The following is a 24,514-nucleotide window of genomic DNA, read 5'->3' on the forward strand; positions in this document are numbered from 1 at the left end:
GGTCCGCTGAGCATCTATGCGACTGAATAAAAACTATATTGCAATCAGAGATAAGTGGTGGGGACTCCCTCTGGTTTTACCTTCCCTGTTTTTACCGCTTGTGAGCCATACGAATACCTATGCGCATGTGGCCACCGGGGACGTTATCCTTTTCTTCTTACCGTTATCACTCATGATGAGCCTGATGATTTTTTTCGGTTGGGCTGCATTACCCGGAATTATTCTGGCTATTTTTATTCGCAAATATTCCCAGGTCGGGTTGGCGGAAACGCTGCCCATTATTGTGCATTTTCTTATTGCTATTGTGCTCAGTTGGGGCGGTTACCGCGTCTTTACGCCCCGGCGTAATAACATTTCTCATGGCGAGGCGCAGCTGGTTTTCCCCCGCATTTTTTGGCAAGTTTTTTGTCCTGCGACGTTATTTTTGGTGCTTTTCCAGTTTGCCGCCTTTGTGGGGATGTATGAAAGTAAGCTGAGCTTAATGGGAGCAACACCGTTTAACATCAACGCATTAATAAACTACCAGGGCATTCTGGTGGGGAATTTGATTGGTGTGCCGCTCTTCTATTTTATTATTCGCGTCATTCGTAATCCGTTACATTTGCGCAGCTATTATTCACAGTTAAAATTACAGTTTGATGCCAAAGTCTCACAAAAAGAGGTCATTATTTGGCTGCTGGTATTGTTCGCATTAATGTCTTTGCTTTGTATGCCATTGAATGAAAATAGTTCAATATTCAGTACAAACTATACGATGTCGTTATTACTCCCGGTCATGTTATGGGGAGCAATGCGTTATGGTTATCGTTTCATATCGCTGCTGTGGGCACCGGTTTTAATTATTGCGATTCATAATTACAAAAGTTATACGCCATTTTATTCGGGTTACGATGTGCAACTGGCGATTACCTCTTCCAGTTTTCTGGTTTTTTCTTTTATTGTGAATTACATGGCGGTACTGGCGACGCGCCAGCGGATTGTGAGCGGACGTGCCCGCCGCCTTGCGTTTCTTGACCCTGTGGTCCATCTTCCCAATCTGCGCGCACTCAATCGCGCGCTGAGAAGTACACCCTGGTCAGCACTGTGCTTTCTGCGCGTTCCTGAACTGGAATTTCTTGTAAAAAATTACGGAATTATGCTGCGAATTCAGTACAAGCAGCAATTATCCCACTGGATAGCCGAAAAGTTGGGGCCAGATGAACATGTTTATCAAATGTCCGGGCCTGACCTGTTGCTGCGCTTGAATACGGAGTCGCATCAGCAACGTATTGAAGCGTTGGATGAGCATATCAAGAAGTTCCGGTTTGTCTGGGATGGTATGACGTTCCTGCCACAGGTGGGAATGAGCTATTGTTACGTGCGTTCTCCGGTCAATCACATCTACTTGTTGCTGGGTGAGTTGAGCACCATTGCTGAGTTGTCCATTATGACCAATACGCCGGAGAATTTAGAGCGTAGTGGTGCCATGAATATGCAGCGCAATCTGAGAGACAAAGTCGCGATGATGAACCGGCTGCAGCATGCGCTGGAGCATGACCGTTTTTGTCTGATGGCGCAGCCAATCGAAGGGCTTCGCGGCGATGTTTATCACGAGATTTTACTGCGATTGCTGGACGATGACGGTGGCATGATTAACCCTGACACTTTCCTGCCCGTCGCGCACGAATTTGGTCTCTCCTCCAGAATCGATCTCTGGGTTATCGAACACACGTTACGCTTTATGGCGGAGAATCGTGCGCAGATGCCCGCTCGTCGCGTTGCACTTAATTTGTCGGCGTCCTCTGTCTGTCGGGCCAGGTTTGCGCAGGACATCAGTAAACTACTGAGCAAATACCAGATCGAAGCATGGCAATTGATTTTTGAAGTGACGGAAAGTCAGGCGTTGATGAATGCCGGACAGGCGGAAACTACGCTGCAAAACCTGCAGCAGTTGGGCTGCCAGATTGCCATCGATGACTTCGGCACGGGTTACGCCAGCTATGCAAGGCTAAAAAACGTTGACGCCAATATTCTGAAGATTGACGGTAGCTTCATCCGTAATATTGTTTCGAATAGCCTCGACTATCAGATAGTAGCCTCGATCTGTCATCTGGCACGAATGAAGAAAATGCAGGTGGTCGCTGAGTTTGTCGAAAGCGAAGAGATTCGCCGCGCGGCAATTTCGCTGGGGATTGACTACATGCAGGGATATTTAATCGGCGTGCCGCAGCCGTTAAGCGAGACGTTGAAAGAGCAGGTGCCAGTTACTGGCACCTGAGTGTGCTTCACGCAGCGATTTCCGGTGAGCGTTCTTCTTCGATTTTCAAACGCCAGCCGGTCACGGCTTCCCAGTACTGCTGTTCTTTTTCCAGATCGAGCAGAACCAGCGCGTTCTGGCTGAACCAGTCATGAGGGAAACGCAGGGTCCAGTGGTTGTCGTCGGTGATGAGCGTCAGCGTGGGAGGCGTGGTTGTGGCCTGACGCTGGTTGTTCAGCAGCACGCCAAGACGTAGCAGTTGAATGAGCGGCAGGAACTGCTTCTTCTTAAACAGCGTAAAGCGCGGGAGATCGTCCAGCTTAACCGCTTTACGATGATAGCGAACCAGCGTGGCCATCATGGTTTGCTGCTCCTGATTAAAGCCGGGTAGATCGCTGTTTTGCAGAATATACGCCGAGTGGCGATGCAGGCCGCTGTGATTGATGTTCAGCCCAACCTCATGCAGCATTGCCGCCCATTTCAGCAGCGCCTCGAGCTGCGGATGCGCCAGCTTCGGCTGCTGTTCCTGCCATTGCTCATACATTTGCATGGTAGTTTCCAGCACGCGTCGAGCCTGCTCGCTGTCGATATTGTACTGATTCGCCAGGCTGCTGGCGGTGCGGCTGCGAACATCCTGATGACGGAAGCGACCTTCCATTTCGTACAACACGCCTTCGCGTAATGCACCATCGGAAAGGCGTAACTCGCGGATCGCCAGCGCATCAAAGACACCGCACAAAATTGCCAGCCCCGGAACAAAGACCGCTTTTCGCTCCTCAGATAAACCCGGCAGGCTTAGCGCCTCGAAACTACGGTGTTGCAGCAGTTCGGCAACCAGCCTGTCCAGACGCTCAGGCGTGATGAAGCCGTCTTTCTCGCCCATTGCCAGGAGCACTTCATGCGCGGCTTTGATGGTGCCGGAGGCCCCTAATGCAACGTTCCAGCCCTGAATACGGAATTGCCAGGTCAAGGTTTCAAGCTTCTGCGCCGCCGCCATTCTGGCGCGCTGGAAGTTTTCCTGGCTAATAACCCCGCCGGGGAAATAGATCTGCGCAAAGCTGACGCAGCCCATACGACGGCTTTCAACCAGCTTCGGTTCAAAGTTTTCGCCAATGACCAGTTCCGTCGAGCCGCCGCCAATGTCGATAACCAGCTTGCGGCCTTTCTCCGGTTGCGTATGCTCAACGCCCATAAAGATCAGGCGCGCCTCTTCATTGCCGGAAATGATTTCGATCGGATAAGGGATCACCTTTTCCGCGCGTTTGAGAAAATCGGTGGCGTTTTGCGCCTGACGAAGCGTATGCGTCCCGACGATACACACGCTGGAGGGGGCGAACCCCTGAAGGCGTTCAGCGAACAGCGACAGGCAGCTTAAGCCACGCTCCATCGCCTCTTCGCTCAGCATGTTGTCTTCGCCGAGACCATCCGCCAGATGCACGCGCTGCTTCAGACGGCCAATAATCTGCATGGCGCCATCCACCACACGGGCAATCACCATGTGAAAACTGTTTGAACCGAGGTCGACCGCCGCAAACTCCTGCGGTCGTGGGGTCTTATCATGTATTGGCATAGCGTTAGTCAGATTGTTCGAGTGATTTGATATAGTCGTAAATAGCCAACTGCGACTGCACTTTGCGGCGGTTTCCACGCGGCACGTAGCGATTGCTCAGTTCTTTATCGATGTAGCGGGCTTTTACCGTATCGCTGAACAGGATGTCAACAATATCCAGCACCTGCTGCTTCAGACGTGGGTCGAGCAGCGGCGTCGCTACCTCAATGCGGTAGTCGATATTACGCGTCATCCAGTCCGCGGAGGAGAGATAGACCTGCTTATCGCCGCCGTTCTCGAAGATGTACACCCGGTCATGCTCAAGATAACGGTCCACAATACTGATGACGCGGATATTATCGCTGATACCTTCCAGATTCGGAATGAGTGAGCACATGCCGCGAATCAACAGATTCACCGCCACACCGGAGCTGGATGCGGCATACAGTCGATCGACCAGCCCTTTATCCACCAGGTTATTCAGCTTCAATGTGATGCCGGAGGGCAGTCCCTGCTGGGTGTTGGCGATTTCACGATCGATCATTTCATACAGCAGGCGGCGCGAGTTCTGCGGCGAGACCAGCAGATAATCAAACGTCACCGGGCGATACGGGTTCTCGATGAAATTGAACACCCGGCGGACTTCGTTAGTGATCCGCGCATCGGCGGTCAGCAGCGAATAGTCGGTATACAGGCGGGCGGTTTTTTCGTTGAAGTTACCGGTGCCGATATGGGCGTAACGCACGACCTCTTCGCCTTCTTTACGCGAAATCAGGAACAGCTTGGCGTGAATTTTTAAGCCTGGCGCAGAGAAGATCACGTGAACGCCCGCTTCCGTCAGACGCTTCGCCCAGTGGATGTTAGCCTCTTCGTCAAAACGTGCCTGCAGTTCCACCACCACAGTGACTTTTTTACCGTTATGGGCGGCGTGGATCATGGCGTCGATAATGCGCGAGTCTTTCGCGACGCGGTAGATATTGATTTTGATCGCCAGCACGCTGGGGTCAAACGACGCCTGACGCAACAGTTCCAGTACGTGCTCAAAGGTATGATACGGATAGTAGAGCAGCACATCGCGCTCGCGAATGGCGTCAAATCCGTTACGGAATTTTTCTTTATCGAACCAGATGTGACGCAGACGCGGGAGCGGCTTATTCACCAGATTCGCTTTGCCCACATTGGGAAAATTAATGAAATCTTTAAAGTTGTGATAGCGCCCGCCGGGAACGATAGAGTCGTAGCGTGAAATCGTCAGCTTCTCGCGCAGCACTTCAACTAGCGCATTAGGCATGTCGCGCTGATAGACAAAACGCACGGGCTCGGCGGTCAGACGCTGTTTCAGACTGGAGGACATTAGCTCCATCAGGCTGGATTCCATCTCGTGGACCAGATCGTACTCGGCATCACGGGTCATTTTCATGGAATAGGCATTCAGCGCGTCATAATCAAAGAAGCCCTTAAAGATATCGTCCAGGCAGTAGCGCAGAATGTTGTCCAGCAAGATCATCGGCTTGCGGCGACGCGGGGCTTCCGGCGGCAGATTCACAAAGCGAGGAACCTTGTCAGACGGAATTTCCAGCAGCGCATAGCGAATTGTGTCACCGCGGATAATTTCGACTGCCAGATAGGTGTAATCATCCTTCAGGAACTGCACCAGATCCGTTTCGCGGTTAATTAAAATCGGGGTGATGTGCTGGCGCAGATACTGTTTGAAGTAGTGGCGCAACCAGCTTTGTTGATTGACCGACAGCTGACGCTCGTTAATCAGGAAGATCTGATTACGCGCCATCTCCAGCAGCAGTTCGTTATACAAGCCATCGAATTCCTGGTCGGCTTTCAGCACGCGGGACTGGATTTTGCCTAACAGGTGGCGAGAATGCGAATTTGAACCCTGTTCTTCACTGATAATGATGCGGCGTTTGAGTTCTGCGAAGCGAACTTTGTAGAATTCATCCAGGTTATTGGAATAGATGCCTAAGAAACGCATCCGTTCGATCAGCGGGTTTGATTTATCCGCAGCTTCCTGAAGCACACGTTCGTTGAACGCTAACCAGCTCAGCTCTTTCTCGATGTATAGCTTTTCCTGACCCATTAATACTTATACTCCGTTTTATTCACGGGACACTGCCTGATTATTATGGCGAGCATTGCGCTCAGATGTCCAACTGTGCCAGAAAAGTATGACAATAAACCGTCCGATCGCAAAGAGGAAGGGGGATTGGGGGGGTGAAGAGAACAGCAGGCCGGATAAAGGATGACGTTCGATATCCGGCTCGGTTTTATTCGTCGGCAGCGTAGCCCTGTGGCGGCAGGCGAACACCGTCCAGCCAGGCGGCGTTATCGTGCATTTTCAGTCGCCCGTCCACAAACCAACTGACCACCAGTGGATAAATGGCGTGTTCCTGTACCTGAACGCGAGCGGTGATTTCATCCTCGTCATCGCCTTCAAAGACCGGGACTTTGGACTGCAAAATGACCGGTCCGCCGTCGAGTTCGTCAGTCACAAAGTGGACCGACGTGCCGTGTTCCTCATCGCCATTTTCCAGTGCCTGACGGTGGGTGTGTAAACCGGGGTATTTGGGCAGCAGGGAAGGGTGAATATTCAGCAACCGTCCGTTGTAGTGTGCGACGAACGCCGGGCTCAGAATGCGCATGAAACCGGCCAGCACCACCACGTCAGGCGCATAAGCGTCGATCTCAAGGATCAGTTCGCGGTCAAACGCTTCACGGCTGGAAAACTGGTCAGCCGTCAGCGTATGGGCAGGGATTGCCGCTTTTCTGGCTCGCTCAAGGCCGAACGCGTCGGCCTTGTTGCTGAATACTGCCCGCAGGGTGCCGTTGATTTTCTTCGCTTTGCAGGCATCAATAATCGCCTGCAAATTGCTTCCGTTACCGGAAATAAGCACCACAATATTCATTATTCAATAACCACACGCTGCGCGGAGTCAGACGCTTTGATGACGCCGATTTTCCACGCGTCTTCACCTTTTGCTTTAAGCAGGGCAAGGGCGTTGTCCACTTCCGCCGCGGGCAGGGCAATGACCATGCCGACGCCGCAGTTAAAGGTACGATACATTTCATGCTGGCTGACGTTACCGGCCTGCTGCAGCCAGTTAAAGACCGCTGGCCACTGCCAGGAGGACTCATCGAGCACCGCCTGCGTGTTGTCCGGCAGGACGCGCGGAATGTTTTCCCAGAAGCCGCCGCCGGTCAGGTGCGCAATAGCGTGCACATCAACCTTCTCGATCAGTTCCAGAATCGATTTCACGTAGATACGGGTCGGCGCCAGCAGGTGATCGGCCAACGGTTTGCCTTCCAGATCCGTCGTTTGCGGATCGCAACCGCTGACGTCCACAATTTTACGCACCAGTGAGTAACCGTTGGAGTGCGGGCCGCTGGAACCCAGCGCAATCAGCACATCGCCATCGGTCACTTTGGAACCGTCGATGATTTCTGATTTTTCTACTACGCCGACGCAGAAACCGGCGACATCATAATCTTCACCGTGATACATCCCCGGCATTTCCGCCGTTTCCCCGCCAACCAGCGCGCAGCCGGACTGCAGACAACCTTCTGCGATACCCTGAATCACGCTGGCTGCGGTATCCACATCCAGTTTACCAGTGGCATAGTAGTCGAGGAAAAACAGCGGTTCAGCACCCTGAACCACCAGATCGTTGACGCACATCGCCACGAGATCGATGCCGATGGTATCGTGACGTTTCAGATCCATTGCCAGACGCAGTTTTGTCCCTACGCCATCAGTGCCGGAAACCAGTACCGGTTCACGATATTTTTGCGGCAATGCGCACAGCGCACCGAAGCCACCCAGACCACCCATTACTTCCGGGCGGCGAGTTTTCTTCACTACGCCTTTGATTCGATCCACCAGAGCATTACCCGCGTCAATATCAACACCGGCATCTTTGTAGCTAAGAGAGGTTTTATCGGTCACTGCCTGGTTCCCCACGTTTTCTTACGGTAAAAGTAAAATTCGGCGCAATTCTAACAGGGAAAGCAAACGTTTGCGAGCCTGCGTTACATCCGTTTTTATCTGTCGATTTTTGCTGCATTTTCTCTGCGATGGCTCGTTTTTATGACCTGACCCACGAAAATGAAACCGGGTTCAGTTTCCTCCTTGAAAGCATTGAAGGGATTGCTCAGTATCTTACTGAAACCGGTTTCTGTTTTGCCATTGCGAATCAACGAGGGAAACTATGTCTGGATTTAATGCGAATTTCATGTGGGGTGGGGCGGTTGCGGCTCACCAACTCGAGGGCGGTTGGCAGGAAGGGGGAAAAGGCGTCAGCGTTGCCGACGTCATGACGGCGGGGGCTCACGGCGTGGCGCGTGAAATCACCGATGGCGTGCTGCCAGGGAAAAACTATCCTAACCACGAGGCGATCGATTTCTATCACCGCTACAAAGAGGACATCAGGCTGTTCGCGGAAATGGGCTTTAAATGTTTTCGCACCTCCATTGCCTGGACGCGTATTTTCCCGCGCGGGGATGAAACGCAGCCAAACGAGGCCGGACTGCAATTTTATGATGACTTGTTTGATGAATGCCTGAAGTACGGCATTGAACCGGTGATTACCCTGTCGCATTTCGAAATGCCCTACCATCTGGTGACGGAGTATGGCGGCTGGCGCAACCGGAAGCTGATCGACTTTTTTGTCCGCTTCGCAAAAGTGGTCTTTACCCGCTATCAGCATAAAGTGAAGTACTGGATGACCTTCAATGAGATCAACAACCAGGCCAATTTCCATGAGGACTTTGCGCCGTTTACGAACTCTGGTCTGAAGTATCAGCCTGGCGAAGATCGTGAACCCGTGATGTACCAGGCCGCGCACTACGAGCTAGTGGCCAGTGCGCAGGCGGTGAAGGCCGCACGAGACATTAACCCGTCGTTACAGATAGGCTGCATGATTGCCATGTGCCCAATCTACCCACTGACCTGTGCGCCGAATGACATGATGATGGCGATGAATGCCATGCACCGCCGCTACTGGTTTACCGACGTGCATGTGCGGGGGAAATATCCGCAGCATATCCTCAACTATTTTGCGCGCCGCGAGTTTGACCTTGATATTACTGAGGAAGACCGCGTTGCCCTGTCTGAAGGCTGTGTGGATTACATCGGCTTCAGCTACTACATGTCGTTTGCTACCAAAGCGACGGACGATAATCCACAGCTCGATTATGACGAGAGTAAAAGCCTCGTTTCCAACCCCTACGTACAGAAATCGGACTGGGGCTGGCAGATTGATCCGGTGGGGCTGCGCTATTCGCTGAACTGGTTCTGGGATCACTACCAGCTACCGTTGTTTATCGTTGAGAACGGGTTTGGCGCGATTGATGTTCAGCAACCGGACGGCACCGTGGACGACAGTTATCGTATTGAGTACATGGCCGCGCACATTCGCGAGATGAAAAAAGCGGTCGAAGAGGATGGCGTGGACCTGATGGGTTATACCCCATGGGGATGTATCGATCTGGTCTCTGCGGGAACGGGTGAAATGAAAAAACGCTACGGGTTTATCTACGTCGATAAAAATAATGACGGTAGCGGGACGCTGGCACGGCGGCCTAAAAAATCTTTCGCCTGGTATCAGCAGGTGATAAAAAGCAACGGTGAATCCCTCTGATTTCAGCCACTTGACACCCAGCCCCGCACAGAATGCGGGGCGTGTTTTATACTCATCACCCAAACGTATACCACTTTGCTTGATCCAGGTCATGCATACGTTATGTTGCGCCAGAGAGGAAAAGCGGTATAATCCGGCGATTTTTTTGTGGTTGCCACTCGTCTGAGGAAAGGAGAAGAGTATGAAGATCGTGGAAGTCAAACACCCACTCGTCAAACACAAGCTGGGTCTGATGCGTGAGAACGATATCAGCACCAAACGCTTTCGTGAACTCGCCTCGGAAGTAGGCAGTCTGCTGACCTACGAAGCGACTGCGGGCCTGGAAACTGAAAAAGTGACCATTGAAGGCTGGAATGGTCCGGTCGAAGTGGATCAAATCAAAGGCAAAAAAATTACCGTCGTGCCTATCCTGCGTGCAGGCCTGGGGATGATGGACGGCGTGCTGGAAAACGTGCCAAGCGCGCGTATCAGCGTGGTCGGCATGTACCGTAACGAAGAGACGCTGGAGCCGGTCCCGTATTTCCAGAAGCTGGTTTCTAACATTGACGAGCGCATGGCGCTGATCGTCGACCCGATGCTGGCGACCGGGGGTTCCGTTATCGCAACCATCGATCTGCTGAAAAAAGCGGGCTGCAGCAGCATTAAAGTGCTGGTGCTGGTGGCGGCACCGGAAGGCATCGCCGCGCTGGAAAAAGCGCATCCGGATGTGGAACTGTACACCGCATCGATCGACCAGGGCTTAAACGAGCACGGATACATTATTCCGGGGCTTGGTGATGCTGGCGATAAGATTTTTGGTACCAAGTAAGTGAATAACTAATAAATAGCCGACTTTAAGAGTCGGCTTTTTTTTGAATAAAACAACTCAACGACTCATAACAAACACACTCAGAGGAAAACACTATGACGCGCCGTGCTATCGGGGTGAGTGAAAGACCGCCGCTTTTACAGACAATCCCGCTTAGTTTGCAACACCTGTTCGCCATGTTTGGCGCAACCGTGCTGGTGCCAGTTCTGTTTCATATTAACCCGGCCACCGTTTTGTTATTCAACGGGATCGGGACATTGCTATATCTCTTTATCTGTAAAGGAAAAATCCCGGCCTATTTAGGCTCAAGCTTCGCCTTTATCTCACCGGTTTTGCTACTGCTGCCGTTGGGATATGAAGTGGCGCTGGGCGGCTTCATCATGTGTGGCGTGCTGTTCTGCCTGGTGTCTTTCATTGTGAAGAAAGCCGGTACCGGCTGGCTAGACGTTATGTTTCCTCCTGCGGCAATGGGCGCAATCGTTGCCGTCATCGGTCTGGAACTGGCAGGCGTTGCCGCCGGAATGGCCGGGCTGCTGCCTGCGGAAGGACAAACTGCGGACTCAAAGACCATCATTATCTCGATGGTGACGTTGGCGGTTACCGTGTTCGGCTCGGTGCTGTTCCGCGGTTTCCTCGCGATCATCCCTATCCTGATTGGGGTACTGGCAGGTTATGCGTTGTCATTTGCGATGGGCGTGGTCGATACCACACCGATTGCCGAGGCGCACTGGTTTGCACTGCCGACCTTCTACACTCCTCGCTTTGAGTGGTTCGCTATTCTGACCATTCTGCCTGCGGCGCTGGTGGTGATTGCCGAACACGTTGGTCACCTGGTGGTGACAGCGAATATCGTCAAAAAGGATCTGGTTCGCGATCCGGGCCTGCATCGCTCGATGTTTGCTAACGGTCTGTCGACGGTGATTTCCGGCTTCTTTGGCTCCACGCCGAACACCACTTATGGTGAGAACATTGGCGTAATGGCGATCACGCGTGTTTACAGCACCTGGGTGATCGGCGGTGCGGCGATTTTTGCCATTCTGCTCTCCTGCGTCGGCAAACTGGCGGCAGCTATCCAGATAATCCCACTGCCGGTTATGGGCGGGGTGTCATTGCTGTTGTACGGAGTGATCGGCGCGTCCGGTATCCGCGTGCTGATTGAATCGAAAGTGGATTACAACAAAGCGCAGAACCTGATCCTGACCTCTGTTATCCTGATCATCGGCGTCAGCGGGGCGAAGGTACACATTGGTGCGGCGGAGCTGAAAGGGATGGCGCTGGCGACAATCGTTGGGATCGCGCTGAGCCTGATCTTCAAGCTGATCTCTGTCCTGCGTCCGGAAGAAGTGGTGCTGGACGCGGAAGATGCGGATACGCCGCAGCAGTAACATGGGATCCGGGCAGTGATGCTGCCCGGTTCTAACACGACAGAATTCTGTGATAAACTCATCGCGATTGAATGAAATCTGGATTGAGGTCTCTCTGAACACACCGGCACAGCTCTCTTTGCCACTTTATCTTCCTGACGACGAAACTTTCTCAAGTTTCTGGCCGGGGGATAACGCCTCTTTACTGGCTGCACTGCAAAACGTGCTGCGCCAGGATCATAGCGGATACATCTATCTCTGGTCGCGTGAAGGCGCGGGCCGTAGTCATTTACTGCACGCCGCGTGCGCTGAACTGTCTCAGCGTGGTGATGCGGTGGGCTTTGTGCCGCTGGACAAACGCACCTGGTTTGTCCCGGAAGTGCTCGACGGGATGGAACATCTGTCATTAGTCTGCATCGACAATATCGAATGCGTCGCCGGGGACGAACTGTGGGAGATGGCCATTTTTGATCTCTACAACCGCATTCTGGAATCTGGAAAAACGCGGTTGCTGATCACCGGCGATCGTCCGCCGCGTCAGTTAAACCTCGGTCTGCCCGATCTGGCCTCGCGTCTGGACTGGGGACAAATCTACAAGCTGCAACCTCTGTCGGATGAAGACAAACTGCAGGCGCTGCAGTTGCGCGCGCGGCTGCGTGGATTTGAACTCCCGGAAGACGTGGGACGCTTCTTGCTCAAGCGACTCGACAGGGAAATGCGCACGCTGTTTATAACGCTCGATCAGCTTGATCATGCGTCCATCACCGCGCAGCGCAAATTAACCATCCCGTTCGTGAAAGAGATCCTGAAGCTGTAGCCGGAATACAAGGTTACGTATCACAGTAGGCCTGATAAGCGTAGCGCCATCAGGCATCCGCTGCCGAACAAACGCCGTAACGCCGGGGTTTACTTCTCAACTGCCAGCTCGTTGAACAAATGCTGCATCAGCAGTGGAATGGGCCTGCCCGACGCCACGCTTTTCCCTCCTTCGCGCCACAACGCCGTACCGCTGACGTCGAGATGCGCCCACGGGATAGTTGGCGGACAAAAATGATGCAACAGCCAGGCCGCTGACGCGCTGATCGCGGCATTGTTCGTGGGCGTATTACAGAGATCGGCAATCGCGCTTTCGGTTTGTTTCTGCAAGCGCGCGTCCAGTGGCAAAGACCAGACTTCATCGCCACATTTTTTCCCTGCCCGGGTGAGATTATCCCGTAGCGACTCATCCTGTGTCATCAGCCCGCTCAGTTCGTATCCCAGTGCTTTCACTACCGCGCCGGTTAAGGTCGCCATATCGATGATATAACGCGCCTGCGGATGGCGTTGGCTGGTCCAGGCGATGGCGTCAGCGAGCACCAGTCGCCCTTCGGCATCGGTATTATTAATCTCCACCGTCATACCGTTGCAGGCGCGCGCCACATTGCCCGGTTGCATCGCATTCGGCCCGATGGCATTTTCAGCCAGTGCCAGTACGCCCATCATGCGCACCGGCAAATTTAACTCTGCTGCGCTAAGCAGCAGACCCAACACATTTGCCGCGCCGCACATATCGTATTTCATGGTGTACATGCCTGCGCCTTCTTTCAGCCAAAGTCCTCCTGTATCGAAGGTGATGCCTTTTCCGACATAGCAGCGGACAGGGCCGTCGGCTGCGCCATCGTAATGAATGGCAACCAGACGCGGGGGGCATGCCGCGCCTTTGCCAACCGCATGTAACAATCCGAGGCCCTGCTCAACAATCTGCTGCTCATTCAGCACTTCGCAACGCAGAGTGGGGAAGGCGGCGCAAAGCGCTTGCGCCTGGTCGGCGACAAACTGTGGCGTACAGCAGTCGGATGGGGTGTCGGCAAGACGGCGGGCGGCGACCATTCCGTTGGCAATGGCCTGCTGTTGACGAAAAATTATCTCTAATGCTTCCTGCTGCCCGGGTAAACAAAGCGCGTCGATGTGGGAGAGTCGCACCGTCGCGTTGTCTGCTGTTTTCAGCTGTAGATCATTCAGGCGATAAACCTGATTGAACAGAAAACGCAGAACCTGAAGCAGCACGGCTTCGTGAATGTCGCGGATATCAATAATCACGCGGGCACTGGCCGGCGTGGCGAACAGTGGACGCAGGGCCTTCAGTAAACCGTCAGTCAGGTTGTCCTGCCACAGCGCTGGCGGAATAAGGGTAATACGTTTGAAGGGGGCGCAGCCGAAACAGGCATCTGCTATGTTATCCGTTGCACGCATTTCGTTTATCAGCGTGCTGTCCGGTAACGGTTGGCTTGTGGACGGAGCAATCAGGTGCGCGTTGGGTTGCGCCTCTGAAAGGGAATGAATCAACTGATAGGTAATCATTATTCTTCCTCTATTGGCGCACGGATCCGTGCCGCATAGGCCTGCATCCAGGCCTCATCGACAGGCTGGTAGTGGGTCTTTTCGTGTCGACGTTCAGCGAGATAAACGGTGAGCGGCTGGCTGGCTGTGGCAACGGTAAACGTGAAGGTTTTGATATTGGTCGCCGCGCCAAACTCTCCCCGGTTGTTCATACAAACGACAGACAAATCGCCCACCCGACCAAAGCGGGACATCAGGTTGTCTTCAAGTTCAAAAACCACCGAGTCCGCTGCCTGCTGCGGCGTCATGCCTTGCGCCATACGGCGAACGATCTCGTAACTGGTGCAGCCCTTCATCAGGTCTTCGCCGACGCCCGTGGCGGTTGCGGCGCCGATTTGACTATCACAGTAGAAACCGGAGCCAATAATCGGTGAGTCCCCCAGACGACCGCGTTTTTTCATAAACAGACCGCTGGTGGAGGTAGCCACGCTCATCGAACCGTGTGCGTCCAGCCCGATGATTCCGACGGTATCGTGGCCGTCATAAGGACTTAGCCCTTTATCCAGCGTTTCGCGACAGCGTTTGCGATAGTGCTGGATGGAGCGATCGGTAAGCATGGTTTTTTCAGCAAACCCCTGGCTTAGCGCCCATTCGCGAGCGCCCTCGCCAACAAGCAGGCTGTTATAGCGCTGGCGGCTCAGGGCGTGCGCTACGCGTACCGGATTCGCGATGTCCATGAGATTTCCCACGGCGCCGAACGCCAGCGTGTCGCCATCCATAAACGCGGCATCCAGTTCTACCTCACCATTTTCTGTTGGTAGCCCGCCGTAGCCAACGGACTTGTACAATGGGAAGTCCTCAACAGCGGCAACGGCATCCACCACCGCGCGGGCAGTCGGTTGTCCTGCAGACAGCGCAGAAGCGGCCTCCGTAACGCCTTCAAGCGCCATTCGCCAGGTGGCGATAATTCCCCACATGTTTTACTCCTGTTTAACGGGTGTGCTCTCGTTTTGTGTCAGTGTGGCGATTTCCGCCGCGCGGTATTGTTTATCGACAATGCGCATGAAGGGCAGATAGAGCATTGCGCCAATCAGTAAATTAATGATTTGCATGACGCTGCCGCTGAGATGGCCTGTGACGATAAAACCACTGATAACCGGCGGCAGTGTCCACGGGATGAACACCCCGGTAGTGACGGCGACAGCCCCGATTTTCATTGCGACGTACTGGATGGTGACTAACACCAGAGGCACCAGGTTGAACGGGATAAGCATGATAGGGTTCATGATAACCGGCAGACCGAACAGAATGGGTTCATTAATATTGAAAATCGATGCGCCGGCTCCCAGTCGGGCTACTTCCCGCATATTTTTACTGCGAGCAAAAATCAGCATCGCGATGACCAGCGATAAGGTTGCGCCAGCCCCGCCCATCCAGATCATGTCAAAAAACTGCTCGGTGATAATATGCGGCGGCGTAACGCCCGCCTGAATCGCGGCGATGTTATCCGTTTGGTTTTCCATCCACAATGGACGAATAATGCCATTGATCATCGACCCGGAGTTGATGCCCACCGACCATAAAATGGTGATGCTGAATACGGTCATCAACGCGCCAAAATAAGAGGTGCCATAGTGGCGAACCGGCGTCGCAACCACGTCGTAGATAAACCGGTGAATGGTCTGGTAGTGAGTATTTTCAAACAGGATGCGAATGACCAGCACCAGGATCATCACTAACAGGGCCGGGATCAGCGCGGCGAACGATTCCTGTACGGCAGGCGGAACCCCTTCGGGCATCTTGATGACCAGCTTTTTGCGTTTCAGCCAGCAGAACAATTCCGTCCACAGCAACGAGCCAATCATCGCAACGAACAGCCCTTTAGTGCCGATCCACTCCACAGGTATCACGGTGATACCGCCGTTATCCGCAACTTTGATAAACGGGGTGAGGATCAAAAAGCTGACCAGCGCCAGAATGCCGCAGGAGATACGGTCTTCACCGTAGTGTTCCGCCAGACGGTAGGCAACCAGGAAACTGATAAACAGTGACATTGTTGAGAACACCGCGTTGAACGGGATCTCAATAATGCTGCTCCAGCTTTCGCCAAACGCGCCAGACATAAATTGCTGATAGGTCTGGTTCGGAAAAGAGGAGATAACCAACAGAATGGAGCCGACGATAATGAACGGCATAAAGGAAACATAGGCACCGCGGATCGCACCCAGGTGACGCTGCTGCGCCGTTTTGGCCGCAAGCGGCATCAGTTTTGCTTCAAGAAATCCCAGAACATTGTTCATTGTGAACTCCGTACAAGATCGGCTGAGGGTAGTTGTGTTATGCCAATGGATTATCAGTGAAGGTCGTTAACCGAAAGGTGAATCTGGTCACAATGTGTTCGCTGTATGAATATAAATCTCATATGATTAGTTTTTTTTGAAACGGGAATCTGGCGATGGAAATAAAACTGCATGCCAATGCCACTACCACTCCGCGCATCCGTCGTTATCTGCAACAGTCTGATAAAAGCGACAGGGAGTTAGCCGCCGAGTTAGGGATTTCGGTCACCACGGTCAGGCGCTGGCGTCAACGTGAGCAGACGGTCGATCGGCAAACCACCCCGAAAGTGATACATAAAGCAATGAGACAGGAACAAATTGCGCTGGTTAACGGACTGCGGGATGCCACCGGCGCGCCGTTAGATGAACTTCTGTTGCTGGTCAATGAGGGACTGGGAATTCGCGTCTCCCGCGCAACGCTAAATCGTTATCTTAAACCTGCGATGGTGCAGCGTCAGGGGGCGTGTTTGCAGGGGAAAAAAGCACTGAAGGCCGGGCAGTTCCCTCATTTGCTTGAGGTACGCCATCTCCCGCTGTCATTGCATATGGAGGATGGCGGGGAGCATCATCTGCTCTGGGCTCGCGAACCGGTGAGCGGCTGGTGTTATGCGCGTTTGTATGCGGGGATTTCGTCGCATCTGGTCATGAAATGGCTGGATGCACTACTGGCGGCCTGTCCTGTTGATATACAATCTATTGAGACTTTCATTACTGACGCGAATTGCGTTGGGCTGGAACAGAGGCTGATAGCGCGGGGGATAACGCACAAAATAAACCGGAACGTGCAGAATGCTGTCCAGGTCAATCTTCCGCTGGCGGCGATCGTTCCACGGGTAAAGGATGTATCGGCCAGTCGGCTGCTGACAGAGATTAGCGAAAGTTACAATACTGGCAAGGCGCAAAAAAAACTGGGGGAGATGACGCCGCAGGCTTTTCTTGAAGCGCTACGGCGTAGTGATTAGCCGATAATGTCCAGTACCTGCTCCGGCGGACGGCCGATGCGCGCCTGGCCGTTCGCAACGACAATGGGGCGCTCCATCAGTTTCGGGTTTTCCACCATTGCCTGAATCAGTTCCTCTTCGCTCAGGCTGCTGTCTGCCAGGTTGAGCGATGCATAGAGATCTTCTTTCCGGCGCATCAGTTCCCGGGCGCTGGACATACCCAACATCTTCAACAGCTGACGCAGCGTTGCGGCATCTGCGGGCGTTTCCAGGTAAAGCACCACTTCCGGTTCCACCCCGTGCGATTGCAGCAGATTCAGCGTTTCGCGGCTCTTTGAGCAACGCGGGTTATGGTAGATTTTTACGGCCTTTGACATGGTAAGTCCTTATTACATTTTCGTGTACGGCTTAAAGCGTTCCTGCAACTGGCGTAACTGGTCGATGCGCGCATCGTAACGTGCCTGCTGTTGGCTACCCAGTTTCACCTGCGAACTGGCACTGCTCAGTAACGAAATGGCCTGATCGAGACGGCCCGCCAGCGCATACCCTTCCGCACGGGCGGCCAGTTCCTGATCGCGGTTAAACAGCGCCGCTTCCGCCTGTGCCAGCAGATCCCAGCCGTTGGCGTCGTCTTTGTTAGTAAACGTATAGCGGTTGAGGATGGTCGCCGCTTCTTGTGGCTGACCGCCCTGCAGCAGGGCGTTTGCAAGGTTGAGTTGCAGGACCGGGTTGACGCGCAAATCACGCGCCTTTTTCAGTCGGGCAATGGCGTCGTTGGTTTTCTTCTGTCCGAGGTCGATATCGGTTGCCAGATCCAGATACCAGGCGTTATTCGGTTCTGCAGACAGCAGCGGTTGCAGCGCTTTGCGAGCGTCGTCGTATTTACTGGCTTCCATCGCCTGTAACGCACGACCATACTGCGCCGCGCGCTGTTGTCGGACATTCCCTTTTGCCCACTCGTCCAGCATGTCGCTGGTCAGTTGGTTGCGCCCGGAATTATACATTCCCAGCGTTCGCGCTTTCGCCAGGTAGAAATCTTCAGAGGATTGCACGACCACCGGACGCATCTGGTTTGCGCGGTTGCGGGTATCCGAGAGACGGCTTTCTGGCAGGGGGTGGGTCAGCAAAATTTCAGGCGGACGAGAGGAGTAACGCGCCTGGTCGAGCAGTTTTTCCAGGAAGGTTGGCATTGCCTGCGGATCGAATCCGGAACGTTGTAAGACCTGAATGCCGATACGGTCGGCTTCCTGTTCGTTCTGCTGGGTAAAACTGATCATCCCCTGACGACTTCCCGCCAGCGTACCGGTGAGTGCGGCCATCCCGGCCTGTGGGTTAGCCATCGCTAACAGAATGGAGCCTAGTGCGCCAACCCAGGTCAGCGGTGCGTTGCGTTTCTGATCTTCCATGGCGCGCGCCAGGTGGCGCTGGGTGACGTGTGAGATTTCGTGCGCCATGACGGAGGCGAGCTGACTTTCGTTGTCGGAATAGCGAAACAGCGCGGAGTGCAGCACGACGTTACCGCCAAAAAAAGCAAAGGCGTTGATTTCATCGTTATTGATCAAAAAGAAATGGAAAGGCGTCTTAACCGAATCGGCGTGTGAAACCAGACGCATACCTAAGCTATTAATGTACTGAACCAGTAGCGGATCGTTAATCAGCGGCGCGCTGCCGCGCAACTGGCGTACATAATAATCTCCCATCTGCATTTCCTGCCCGATGGAGAGCGTGCTGGCCGCCGAGGTTCCCATGTCCGGCAGGTTGTCCGCGGAGTCTGCGAACGCGGGAGCCACCTGACCCAGGGTCAGCGCGGCAATGAGGGTCGCCACCAGGTTTTTCTTGAACTGCCTGAACATAACCTCTGTCCTGTTTTCTTTGAGATAGTCATTTGACCGATGCCGGGCTGTATCGTTCCGTTTAGCCGACACAGGCAGTGTAACGGCGAAATTTGTCGATGAATACCCTGAACAAATGACTTTTCAGTTTCCAGAATCAGCAATAAAAAGCGAAGTCTTTTTTGTGACATTTCGATACAATTCGGGATCGCAATCCCGCTATTGAGGTTCAGGGAAGGTTTTATGCTCGAAATGTTGATGCAATGGTATCGCCGTCGCTTTAGCGACCCCGAGGCGATTGCCTTGCTGGTTATTCTGGTCGCCGGGTTTGGCATTCTTTTCTTTTTTAGCGGATTACTGGCGCCGCTGCTGGTCGCCATTGTGCTGGCTTATCTGCTGGAATGGCCAACGGTGCGTCTCGAAGCCATCGGCTGCTCGCGCCGCTGGGCGACCTCTCTTGTGCTGATTGTATTTGTCGGCATTCTATTGCTCATGGCCTTTGTGGTGATGCCAGTGGCATGGCAACAGGGGATCTTACTGATTCGCGACATGCCCGGCATGTTGAATAAACTGTCGGATTTTGCCGCCACCCTGCCGCGTCGTTATCCGGCCTTAATGGATGCGGGCATCATCGATGCCATGGCGGAAAACATGCGCACTCGCATGCTGACGATGGGCGATTCGGTGGTGAAGTATTCGCTGGCCTCTCTGGTCGGCTTGCTGACTCTGGCAGTTTATCTGGTGCTGGTGCCGCTAATGGTGTTCTTTCTCGTTAAAGACAAAGATCAGATGTTGAACGCCGTGCGTCGCGTGCTACCGCGCAATCGCGGTCTGGCAGGACAGGTCTGGAAGGAGATGAACCAGCAAATTACCAACTATATTCGCGGTAAAGTGCTGGAGATGATGGTGGTGGGCGTGGCCACCTGGCTTGGTTTCCTGCTGTTTGGCCTGAACTACTCGCTGCTGCTGGCTGTGTTGGTAGGGTTTTCTGTGCTCATCCCCTATATCGGCGCTTTTGTGGTGACCATCCCAGTGGTTGGCGTGGCGCTGTTCCAGTTTGGTCTGGGGACCGAATTCTGGAGTTGTTTCGCCGTCTATTTGATTATCCAGGCGCTGGACGGCAACCTGCTGGTGCCGGTGCTGTTTTCTGAAGCGGTCAATCTGCATCCGCTGGTGATTATCCTGTCGGTAGTGATCTTTGGCGGACTGTGGGGATTTTGGGGGGTTTTCTTCGCTATTCCGTTGGCAACTCTCATCAAGGCCGTTGTCCATGCCTGGCCGGATGCGCAGGTTGTTGACGAGTCGTAATGCGCTCCGGGCGAAAGATAAACGGATGGTGCGAGATAAAAAGGCGTGCGTAAAAAGGACGTTTGAACAGGCAGCAAATTACCCGGCCTACAAACTGTAGGCCGGACAGAACGTTAGCCGTCATCCGGCAGCGCGAAAATCAGGCGTTTTCTTTCAGCCAGTTCAGCACCACATCGTGGTGATTGCTGGTTTTGAAATCATCGAAAACGTGTTCAACCTTGCCGTTCGCGTCAATCAGGAAGCTGATGCGATGGATCCCGTCATAGGTTTTCCCCATAAAGGATTTCTCGCCCCAGACGCCAAACTGCTCGCAGACCTGATGATCCTCGTCGGACAGCAGGGTAAAGTTAAGCAGCTCTTTTTCGGCAAAACGGGAAAGCTTTTCAGGTTTATCCGTGCTGATACCCAGCACGTCCACACCCGCTTTTTTCAGCTCATCCATGTTATCTCGCAGGCCACAGGCCTGAACGGTACAGCCTGGCGTCATGGCTTTCGGATAGAAATAGACCAGCACACGCTGTCCCTGGAAGTCGGTCAAATTTACTTGTTCCCCGTCTTGATCCGGCAAGCTAAATTTCGGTGCGATGTCACCGGCTTTCAGTGGATTCATTACTTAACTCCATCCTGTTCATCATGTTGTGAATAATTAACAACGTTAATACTGCCTTGTGCATTGAGTTCTGTACATAGTGCTTTGAAGGCCTGCTCAATATTTGCAGCATCATCTGACGCCGGACTGTGGGCGGTAATCTGGATGTATAACTGCGCCACCTTATCATTTTCAGCAGGTTGCGTGCGCGAAACCAGTTCCGCGATGTTCATACGATGGTTATCGAACAGGGCCGTAAATCGTTCAATTAAATGTGGCGAATCCGGCACATCAACCTGTACCCATACCGTTGCCGGCATTGGCGGGCGGGGATGCGCCGTCGTACGTTTCATCACAATCAGTAAATCCAGCTCTGCACCTTTCAACGGCAGGGTCGATTCGATCAGGGTGATGGCATTCCAGGTACCCGACAGCAGCATGATAAACGTAAACTCATCGCCCAACATGGCCAGGCGACTGTCTTCGATATTACAGCCGCAACTGCTGACATGGCGGGTGATCGTGTTCACAATTCCCGGGCGATCGGCACCCAGCGCAGTAATAACCAGGTAATGTTGCGATGAAGGTGTCAAACCTGTTCTTCCTTTGAGAGGTGGGGTAATCATAAGGAAAGCATAAAAAAAACCTGCATACAACAATCAGAAGGGCTCTCGTCGCTTGCTTTTATTGTCGTACCAAACGTAACATTGAGACACTTGTTTGCACAGAGGATGGCCCATGTTCACGGGAAGTATTGTCGCGCTTGTTACACCGATGGATGAAAAAGGTAATGTCTGCCGGTCAAGCCTGAAAAAACTGATTGATTATCATGTCGCCAGCGGCACCTCGGCGATCGTTTCTGTTGGCACCACCGGTGAGTCTGCCACGCTGAGTCATGACGAACATGGCGACGTGGTGATGATGACGCTGGAGCTGGCTGATGGACGTATCCCGGTGATTGCCGGAACGGGCGCAAACGCGACCGCAGAAGCCATTAGTCTGACGCAGCGTTTCAATGACAGCGGGATTGTCGGCTGTCTGACGGTGACGCCTTACTATAACCGTCCGACTCAGGAAGGTCTGTTCCAGCATTTCAAAGCCATCGCTGAACATACTGACCTGCCACAAATTCTGTATAATGTGCCATCCCGTACCGGTTGCGATATGCTGCCGGAAACCGTTGGCCGTCTGGCGGAATTAAAAAATATTGTCGCAATTAAAGAGGCGACAGGGAACTTAAGTCGGGTTCACCAGATCAAAGAGCTGGTTTCAGATGATTTTCTGCTGCTCAGCGGCGATGACGCGACCGCGATGGATTTTATGCAGTTAGGCGGTCATGGCGTGATCTCCGTGACGTCTAACGTTGCGGCGCGTGACATGGCGGAAATGTGCAAACTGGCAGCGGAAGGGCACTTTGCCGAGGCGCGTGCCATTAACCAGCGTCTGATGCCGTTACATAACAAACTGTTTGTCGAACCCAACCCTATCCCAGTGAAATGGGCATGTAAGGCGTTGGGCCTTGTGGCGACCGATACGCTGCGCTTGCCGATGACACCGATCACGGACAATGGTCGTGAAATTGTCAAAGCGGCGCTCAAGCATGCCGGTTTGCTGTAAAGTTTAGGGAGATTTGATGGCTTACTCAGTACAAAAGTCGCGCCTGGCCAGGGTTGCGGGTGTTTCGCTTGTTTTGCTGCTCGCGGCCTGTAGTTCTGACTCGCGCTACAAGCGCCAGGTGAGTGGTGATGAATCCTATCTGGAAGCCGCACCGCTTGCTGAACTTCATGCGCCTGCCGGTATGATTTTGCCGGTGACCACGAGCGACTACAACATTCCGGTCACCAACGGCAGTGGTGCGGTAGGAAAAGCGCTGGATATCCGTCCGCCGGCACAGCCGCTGGCGCTGGTCTCCGGGGCCCGGACCCAGTTTGCGGGCGATACTGCAACGCTGCTGGTGGAAAATGGGCGTGGAAATACGTTGTGGCCGCAGGTGGTCAGCGTGATTCAGTCTAAAAACTACACGATTGAAAAACGTGATGATGCCAGCCAGACGCTGACGACAGACTGGATTGACTGGAACCGTCTGGACGAAGACGAGCAGTATCGTGGTCGTTATCAAATCTCGGTTAAACCGCAGGGCTATCAGCAGGCGGTGATGGTGAAACTGGTGAACCTTGAGCAGGCTGGTAAGCCTGTTGCGGACGCCGCTTCACTGCAGCGTTACAGCACTGAGATGATGAACGTGATTTCTGCGGGGCTCGATAAGACCGCGACAGATGCCGCGAATGCCGCGCAGAACCGTTCTACCGCTACGATGGACGTGCAGAGCGCCGCCGATGACACCGGTTTACCGATGCTGGTGGTGCGTGGTCCGTTCAACGCCGTTTGGCAGCGCCTCCCGGCAGTACTGGAGAAAGTCGGTATGAAAGTGACCGACAGCACGCGTTCGCAGGGGAGCCTGGCAGTAACCTACAAACCGCTGTCCGACAGCGGCTGGCAGGAACTGGGCGCTCGCGATCCTGGGCTCTCTTCCGGTGACTACAAACTGCAGGTCGGTGATTTAGATAACCGCAGCAGCTTGCAGTTTATCGATCCGAAGGGGCATACCCTGACGCAGAGCCAGAACGACGCGCTGGTTGCTATCTTCCAGGCAGCGTTTAGCAAGTAAAAAAACAGGGCTGGAGAAATCCGGCCCTTTTTATTTCCGTGCTACGCAAACGTGTGCGTGGCATAATATTCCCCGTTTTGAATACAAATGATCACACCCAGGAGTAATGAAGATGCAAAAGCAAGCTGAGTTGTATCGTGGTAAAGCGAAGACCGTATACAGCACGGAAAACCCGGACCTGTTGGTGCTCGAATTCCGCAATGATACGTCAGCAGGGGATGGCGCACGCATTGAGCAGTTTGATCGTAAAGGCATGGTAAATAATAAGTTTAATTATTTCATCATGACCAAACTGGCCGAAGCGGGTATCCCGACGCAGATGGAGCGACTGCTTTCCGATACCGAATGTCTGGTGAAAAAGCTGGATATGGTGCCGGTCGAGTGCGTGGTGCGTAACCGTGCGGCAGGCTCTCTGGTTAAACGTCTGGGTATTGAAGAGGGCATCGAACTGAATCCGCCGTTATTCGACCTGTTCCTGAAAAACGATGCAATGCATGACCCGATGGTCAACGATTCCTACTGCGAAACCTTTGGTTGGGTGAGCAAAGAGAATCTGGCACGAATGAAAGAGCTGACCTATAAAGCGAATGACGTGCTGAAAAAACTGTTCGATGACGCGGGGCTGATCCTCGTCGACTTCAAACTGGAGTTCGGTCTGTACAAAGGCGAAGTGGTTCTCGGTGATGAATTCTCTCCGGACGGCAGCCGTCTGTGGGATAAAGAGACCCTCGAAAAAATGGACAAAGACCGTTTCCGTCAGAGCCTGGGTGGCCTGATTGAAGCCTATGAAACCGTCGCACGTCGTCTGGGTGTGAATCTCGACTAACTCGCCTTTCGGGCCGGGGAACATTCTCCGGCCTGCTCTGCGCACTTCAATCGCGCTTTCCTGTGGTAATCTTGCGCTGAACCGCCT

The 24,514-nt window shown here is 53.4% G+C and carries 21 protein-coding genes; 10 read left to right on the forward strand and 11 right to left on the reverse strand.

Going from position 1 to position 24,514, the window contains the following annotated elements; translation table 11 throughout:
- Nucleotides 1-16: 16 nt before the first annotated feature.
- The gene (locus tag ACERJC_RS19220) at nucleotides 17-2,257 is read left to right on the forward strand and encodes a bifunctional diguanylate cyclase/phosphodiesterase (RefSeq protein ID WP_373672272.1); all 2,241 of its coding nucleotides are present in this window, start codon (nucleotides 17-19) and stop codon (nucleotides 2,255-2,257) included.
- 7 nt (nucleotides 2,258-2,264) lie between these two features.
- Here ACERJC_RS19220 and ppx read toward each other — a convergent pair whose 3' ends face one another.
- The 4 genes from ppx to purM form a co-directional block, all read right to left on the reverse strand.
- Nucleotides 2,265-3,806 carry an exopolyphosphatase gene (gene ppx, locus ACERJC_RS19225; RefSeq protein ID WP_152402971.1) on the reverse strand — a complete coding sequence of 514 codons (1,542 nt, stop codon included), beginning with the start codon at nucleotides 3,804-3,806 and terminating at the stop codon, nucleotides 2,265-2,267.
- A gap of 4 nt (nucleotides 3,807-3,810) precedes the next feature.
- On the reverse strand, nucleotides 3,811-5,877 hold the full coding sequence (gene ppk1 / locus ACERJC_RS19230; RefSeq protein WP_373672273.1) for a polyphosphate kinase 1: 2,067 nt from the start codon (nucleotides 5,875-5,877) through the stop codon (nucleotides 3,811-3,813).
- A gap of 187 nt (nucleotides 5,878-6,064) precedes the next feature.
- The gene (gene purN / locus ACERJC_RS19235; RefSeq protein WP_286632766.1) at nucleotides 6,065-6,703 is read right to left on the reverse strand and encodes a phosphoribosylglycinamide formyltransferase; all 639 of its coding nucleotides are present in this window, start codon (nucleotides 6,701-6,703) and stop codon (nucleotides 6,065-6,067) included.
- Nucleotides 6,703-7,740: a phosphoribosylformylglycinamidine cyclo-ligase gene (gene purM, locus ACERJC_RS19240; protein WP_373672274.1), complete on the reverse strand. Its 1,038-nt coding sequence runs from the start codon at nucleotides 7,738-7,740 to the stop codon at nucleotides 6,703-6,705. The genes purN and purM overlap by 1 nt, the downstream gene beginning before the upstream one ends.
- 262 nt (nucleotides 7,741-8,002) lie before the next feature.
- Between purM and ACERJC_RS19245 the strand changes: the two genes are divergently transcribed.
- The 4 genes from ACERJC_RS19245 to ACERJC_RS19260 all read left to right on the forward strand — a co-directional run bounded on the left by ACERJC_RS19245 (nucleotide 8,003) and on the right by ACERJC_RS19260 (nucleotide 12,422).
- Nucleotides 8,003-9,433 carry a 6-phospho-beta-glucosidase gene (locus tag ACERJC_RS19245; RefSeq protein WP_373672275.1) on the forward strand — a complete coding sequence of 477 codons (1,431 nt, stop codon included), beginning with the start codon at nucleotides 8,003-8,005 and terminating at the stop codon, nucleotides 9,431-9,433.
- 181 nt (nucleotides 9,434-9,614) lie between these two features.
- The gene (gene upp, locus ACERJC_RS19250) at nucleotides 9,615-10,241 is read left to right on the forward strand and encodes a uracil phosphoribosyltransferase (RefSeq protein WP_103775515.1); all 627 of its coding nucleotides are present in this window, start codon (nucleotides 9,615-9,617) and stop codon (nucleotides 10,239-10,241) included.
- 95 nt (nucleotides 10,242-10,336) lie between these two features.
- Nucleotides 10,337-11,626, forward strand: a complete 1,290-nt coding sequence (gene uraA, locus ACERJC_RS19255; protein ID WP_046484976.1) for a uracil permease — start codon at nucleotides 10,337-10,339, stop codon at nucleotides 11,624-11,626.
- A gap of 94 nt (nucleotides 11,627-11,720) precedes the next feature.
- Entirely contained in the window at nucleotides 11,721-12,422 is a 702-nt protein-coding gene (locus tag ACERJC_RS19260; protein ID WP_373672337.1) for a DnaA inactivator Hda, read from the forward strand.
- An 89-nt stretch (nucleotides 12,423-12,511) separates the two neighbouring features.
- On the opposite strand, the gene ACERJC_RS19265 is transcribed toward ACERJC_RS19260, so the two are convergent.
- Genes ACERJC_RS19265 through celB form a run of 3 tightly spaced genes read right to left on the reverse strand, consistent with a single transcriptional unit; the run spans nucleotide 12,512 to nucleotide 16,224 of the window.
- Nucleotides 12,512-13,945 (reverse strand): leucyl aminopeptidase family protein, encoded by a 1,434-nt coding sequence (locus ACERJC_RS19265; RefSeq protein WP_373672276.1) that lies wholly within the window; start codon nucleotides 13,943-13,945, stop codon nucleotides 12,512-12,514.
- On the reverse strand, nucleotides 13,945-14,901 hold the full coding sequence (locus tag ACERJC_RS19270; RefSeq protein WP_373672277.1) for a glycosylasparaginase: 957 nt from the start codon (nucleotides 14,899-14,901) through the stop codon (nucleotides 13,945-13,947). Before ACERJC_RS19270 ends, ACERJC_RS19265 begins: the two co-directional genes overlap by 1 nt.
- Before the next feature lie 3 nt (nucleotides 14,902-14,904).
- Nucleotides 14,905-16,224, reverse strand: coding sequence for a PTS cellobiose transporter subunit IIC (gene celB, locus ACERJC_RS19275; RefSeq protein WP_178828016.1), 1,320 nt, complete (start codon nucleotides 16,222-16,224; stop codon nucleotides 14,905-14,907).
- A 155-nt stretch (nucleotides 16,225-16,379) separates the two neighbouring features.
- On the opposite strand from celB, the gene ACERJC_RS19280 reads away from it, so the two are divergent.
- Complete coding sequence (locus ACERJC_RS19280; protein WP_373672278.1) at nucleotides 16,380-17,225, forward strand: helix-turn-helix domain-containing protein; 846 nt, start codon at nucleotides 16,380-16,382, stop codon at nucleotides 17,223-17,225.
- Here the strand turns inward: ACERJC_RS19280 and arsC are convergent.
- Nucleotides 17,222-17,581: an arsenate reductase (glutaredoxin) gene (gene arsC, locus ACERJC_RS19285; protein ID WP_094465615.1), complete on the reverse strand. Its 360-nt coding sequence runs from the start codon at nucleotides 17,579-17,581 to the stop codon at nucleotides 17,222-17,224. The genes ACERJC_RS19280 and arsC overlap by 4 nt on opposite strands.
- 12 nt (nucleotides 17,582-17,593) lie before the next feature.
- Nucleotides 17,594-19,057 (reverse strand): beta-barrel assembly-enhancing protease, encoded by a 1,464-nt coding sequence (gene bepA, locus ACERJC_RS19290; protein ID WP_152402995.1) that lies wholly within the window; start codon nucleotides 19,055-19,057, stop codon nucleotides 17,594-17,596.
- A gap of 222 nt (nucleotides 19,058-19,279) precedes the next feature.
- Between bepA and ACERJC_RS19295 the strand changes: the two genes are divergently transcribed.
- Complete coding sequence (locus ACERJC_RS19295) at nucleotides 19,280-20,344, forward strand: AI-2E family transporter (RefSeq protein ID WP_152402997.1); 1,065 nt, start codon at nucleotides 19,280-19,282, stop codon at nucleotides 20,342-20,344.
- Nucleotides 20,345-20,483: 139 nt separating this feature from the next.
- Here the strand turns inward: ACERJC_RS19295 and bcp are convergent, their stop codons facing one another.
- Together bcp and ACERJC_RS19305 are read right to left on the reverse strand one after the other, a co-directional pair.
- Nucleotides 20,484-20,954 (reverse strand): thioredoxin-dependent thiol peroxidase, encoded by a 471-nt coding sequence (gene bcp, locus ACERJC_RS19300; RefSeq protein WP_046484951.1) that lies wholly within the window; start codon nucleotides 20,952-20,954, stop codon nucleotides 20,484-20,486.
- Nucleotides 20,954-21,526, reverse strand: coding sequence for a glycine cleavage system transcriptional repressor (locus ACERJC_RS19305; RefSeq protein WP_199800599.1), 573 nt, complete (start codon nucleotides 21,524-21,526; stop codon nucleotides 20,954-20,956). Before ACERJC_RS19305 ends, bcp begins: the two co-directional genes overlap by 1 nt.
- Nucleotides 21,527-21,671: 145 nt before the next feature.
- On the opposite strand from ACERJC_RS19305, the gene dapA reads away from it, so the two are divergent.
- From dapA to purC, 3 genes are all read left to right on the forward strand, one after another.
- Nucleotides 21,672-22,550, forward strand: coding sequence for a 4-hydroxy-tetrahydrodipicolinate synthase (gene dapA, locus ACERJC_RS19310; RefSeq protein WP_042317631.1), 879 nt, complete (start codon nucleotides 21,672-21,674; stop codon nucleotides 22,548-22,550).
- 16 nt (nucleotides 22,551-22,566) lie between these two features.
- Nucleotides 22,567-23,601 carry an outer membrane protein assembly factor BamC gene (gene bamC / locus ACERJC_RS19315; protein ID WP_371894512.1) on the forward strand — a complete coding sequence of 345 codons (1,035 nt, stop codon included), beginning with the start codon at nucleotides 22,567-22,569 and terminating at the stop codon, nucleotides 23,599-23,601.
- A 112-nt stretch (nucleotides 23,602-23,713) separates the two neighbouring features.
- Nucleotides 23,714-24,427: a phosphoribosylaminoimidazolesuccinocarboxamide synthase gene (purC, locus tag ACERJC_RS19320; RefSeq protein WP_152403001.1), complete on the forward strand. Its 714-nt coding sequence runs from the start codon at nucleotides 23,714-23,716 to the stop codon at nucleotides 24,425-24,427.
- The last annotated feature ends 87 nt before the right edge of the window (nucleotides 24,428-24,514 follow it).

Origin of the sequence: Citrobacter telavivensis, assembly GCF_041807075.1 — a bacterium.
Taxonomy (GTDB): Bacteria; Pseudomonadota; Gammaproteobacteria; order Enterobacterales; family Enterobacteriaceae; genus Citrobacter_A; species Citrobacter_A telavivensis.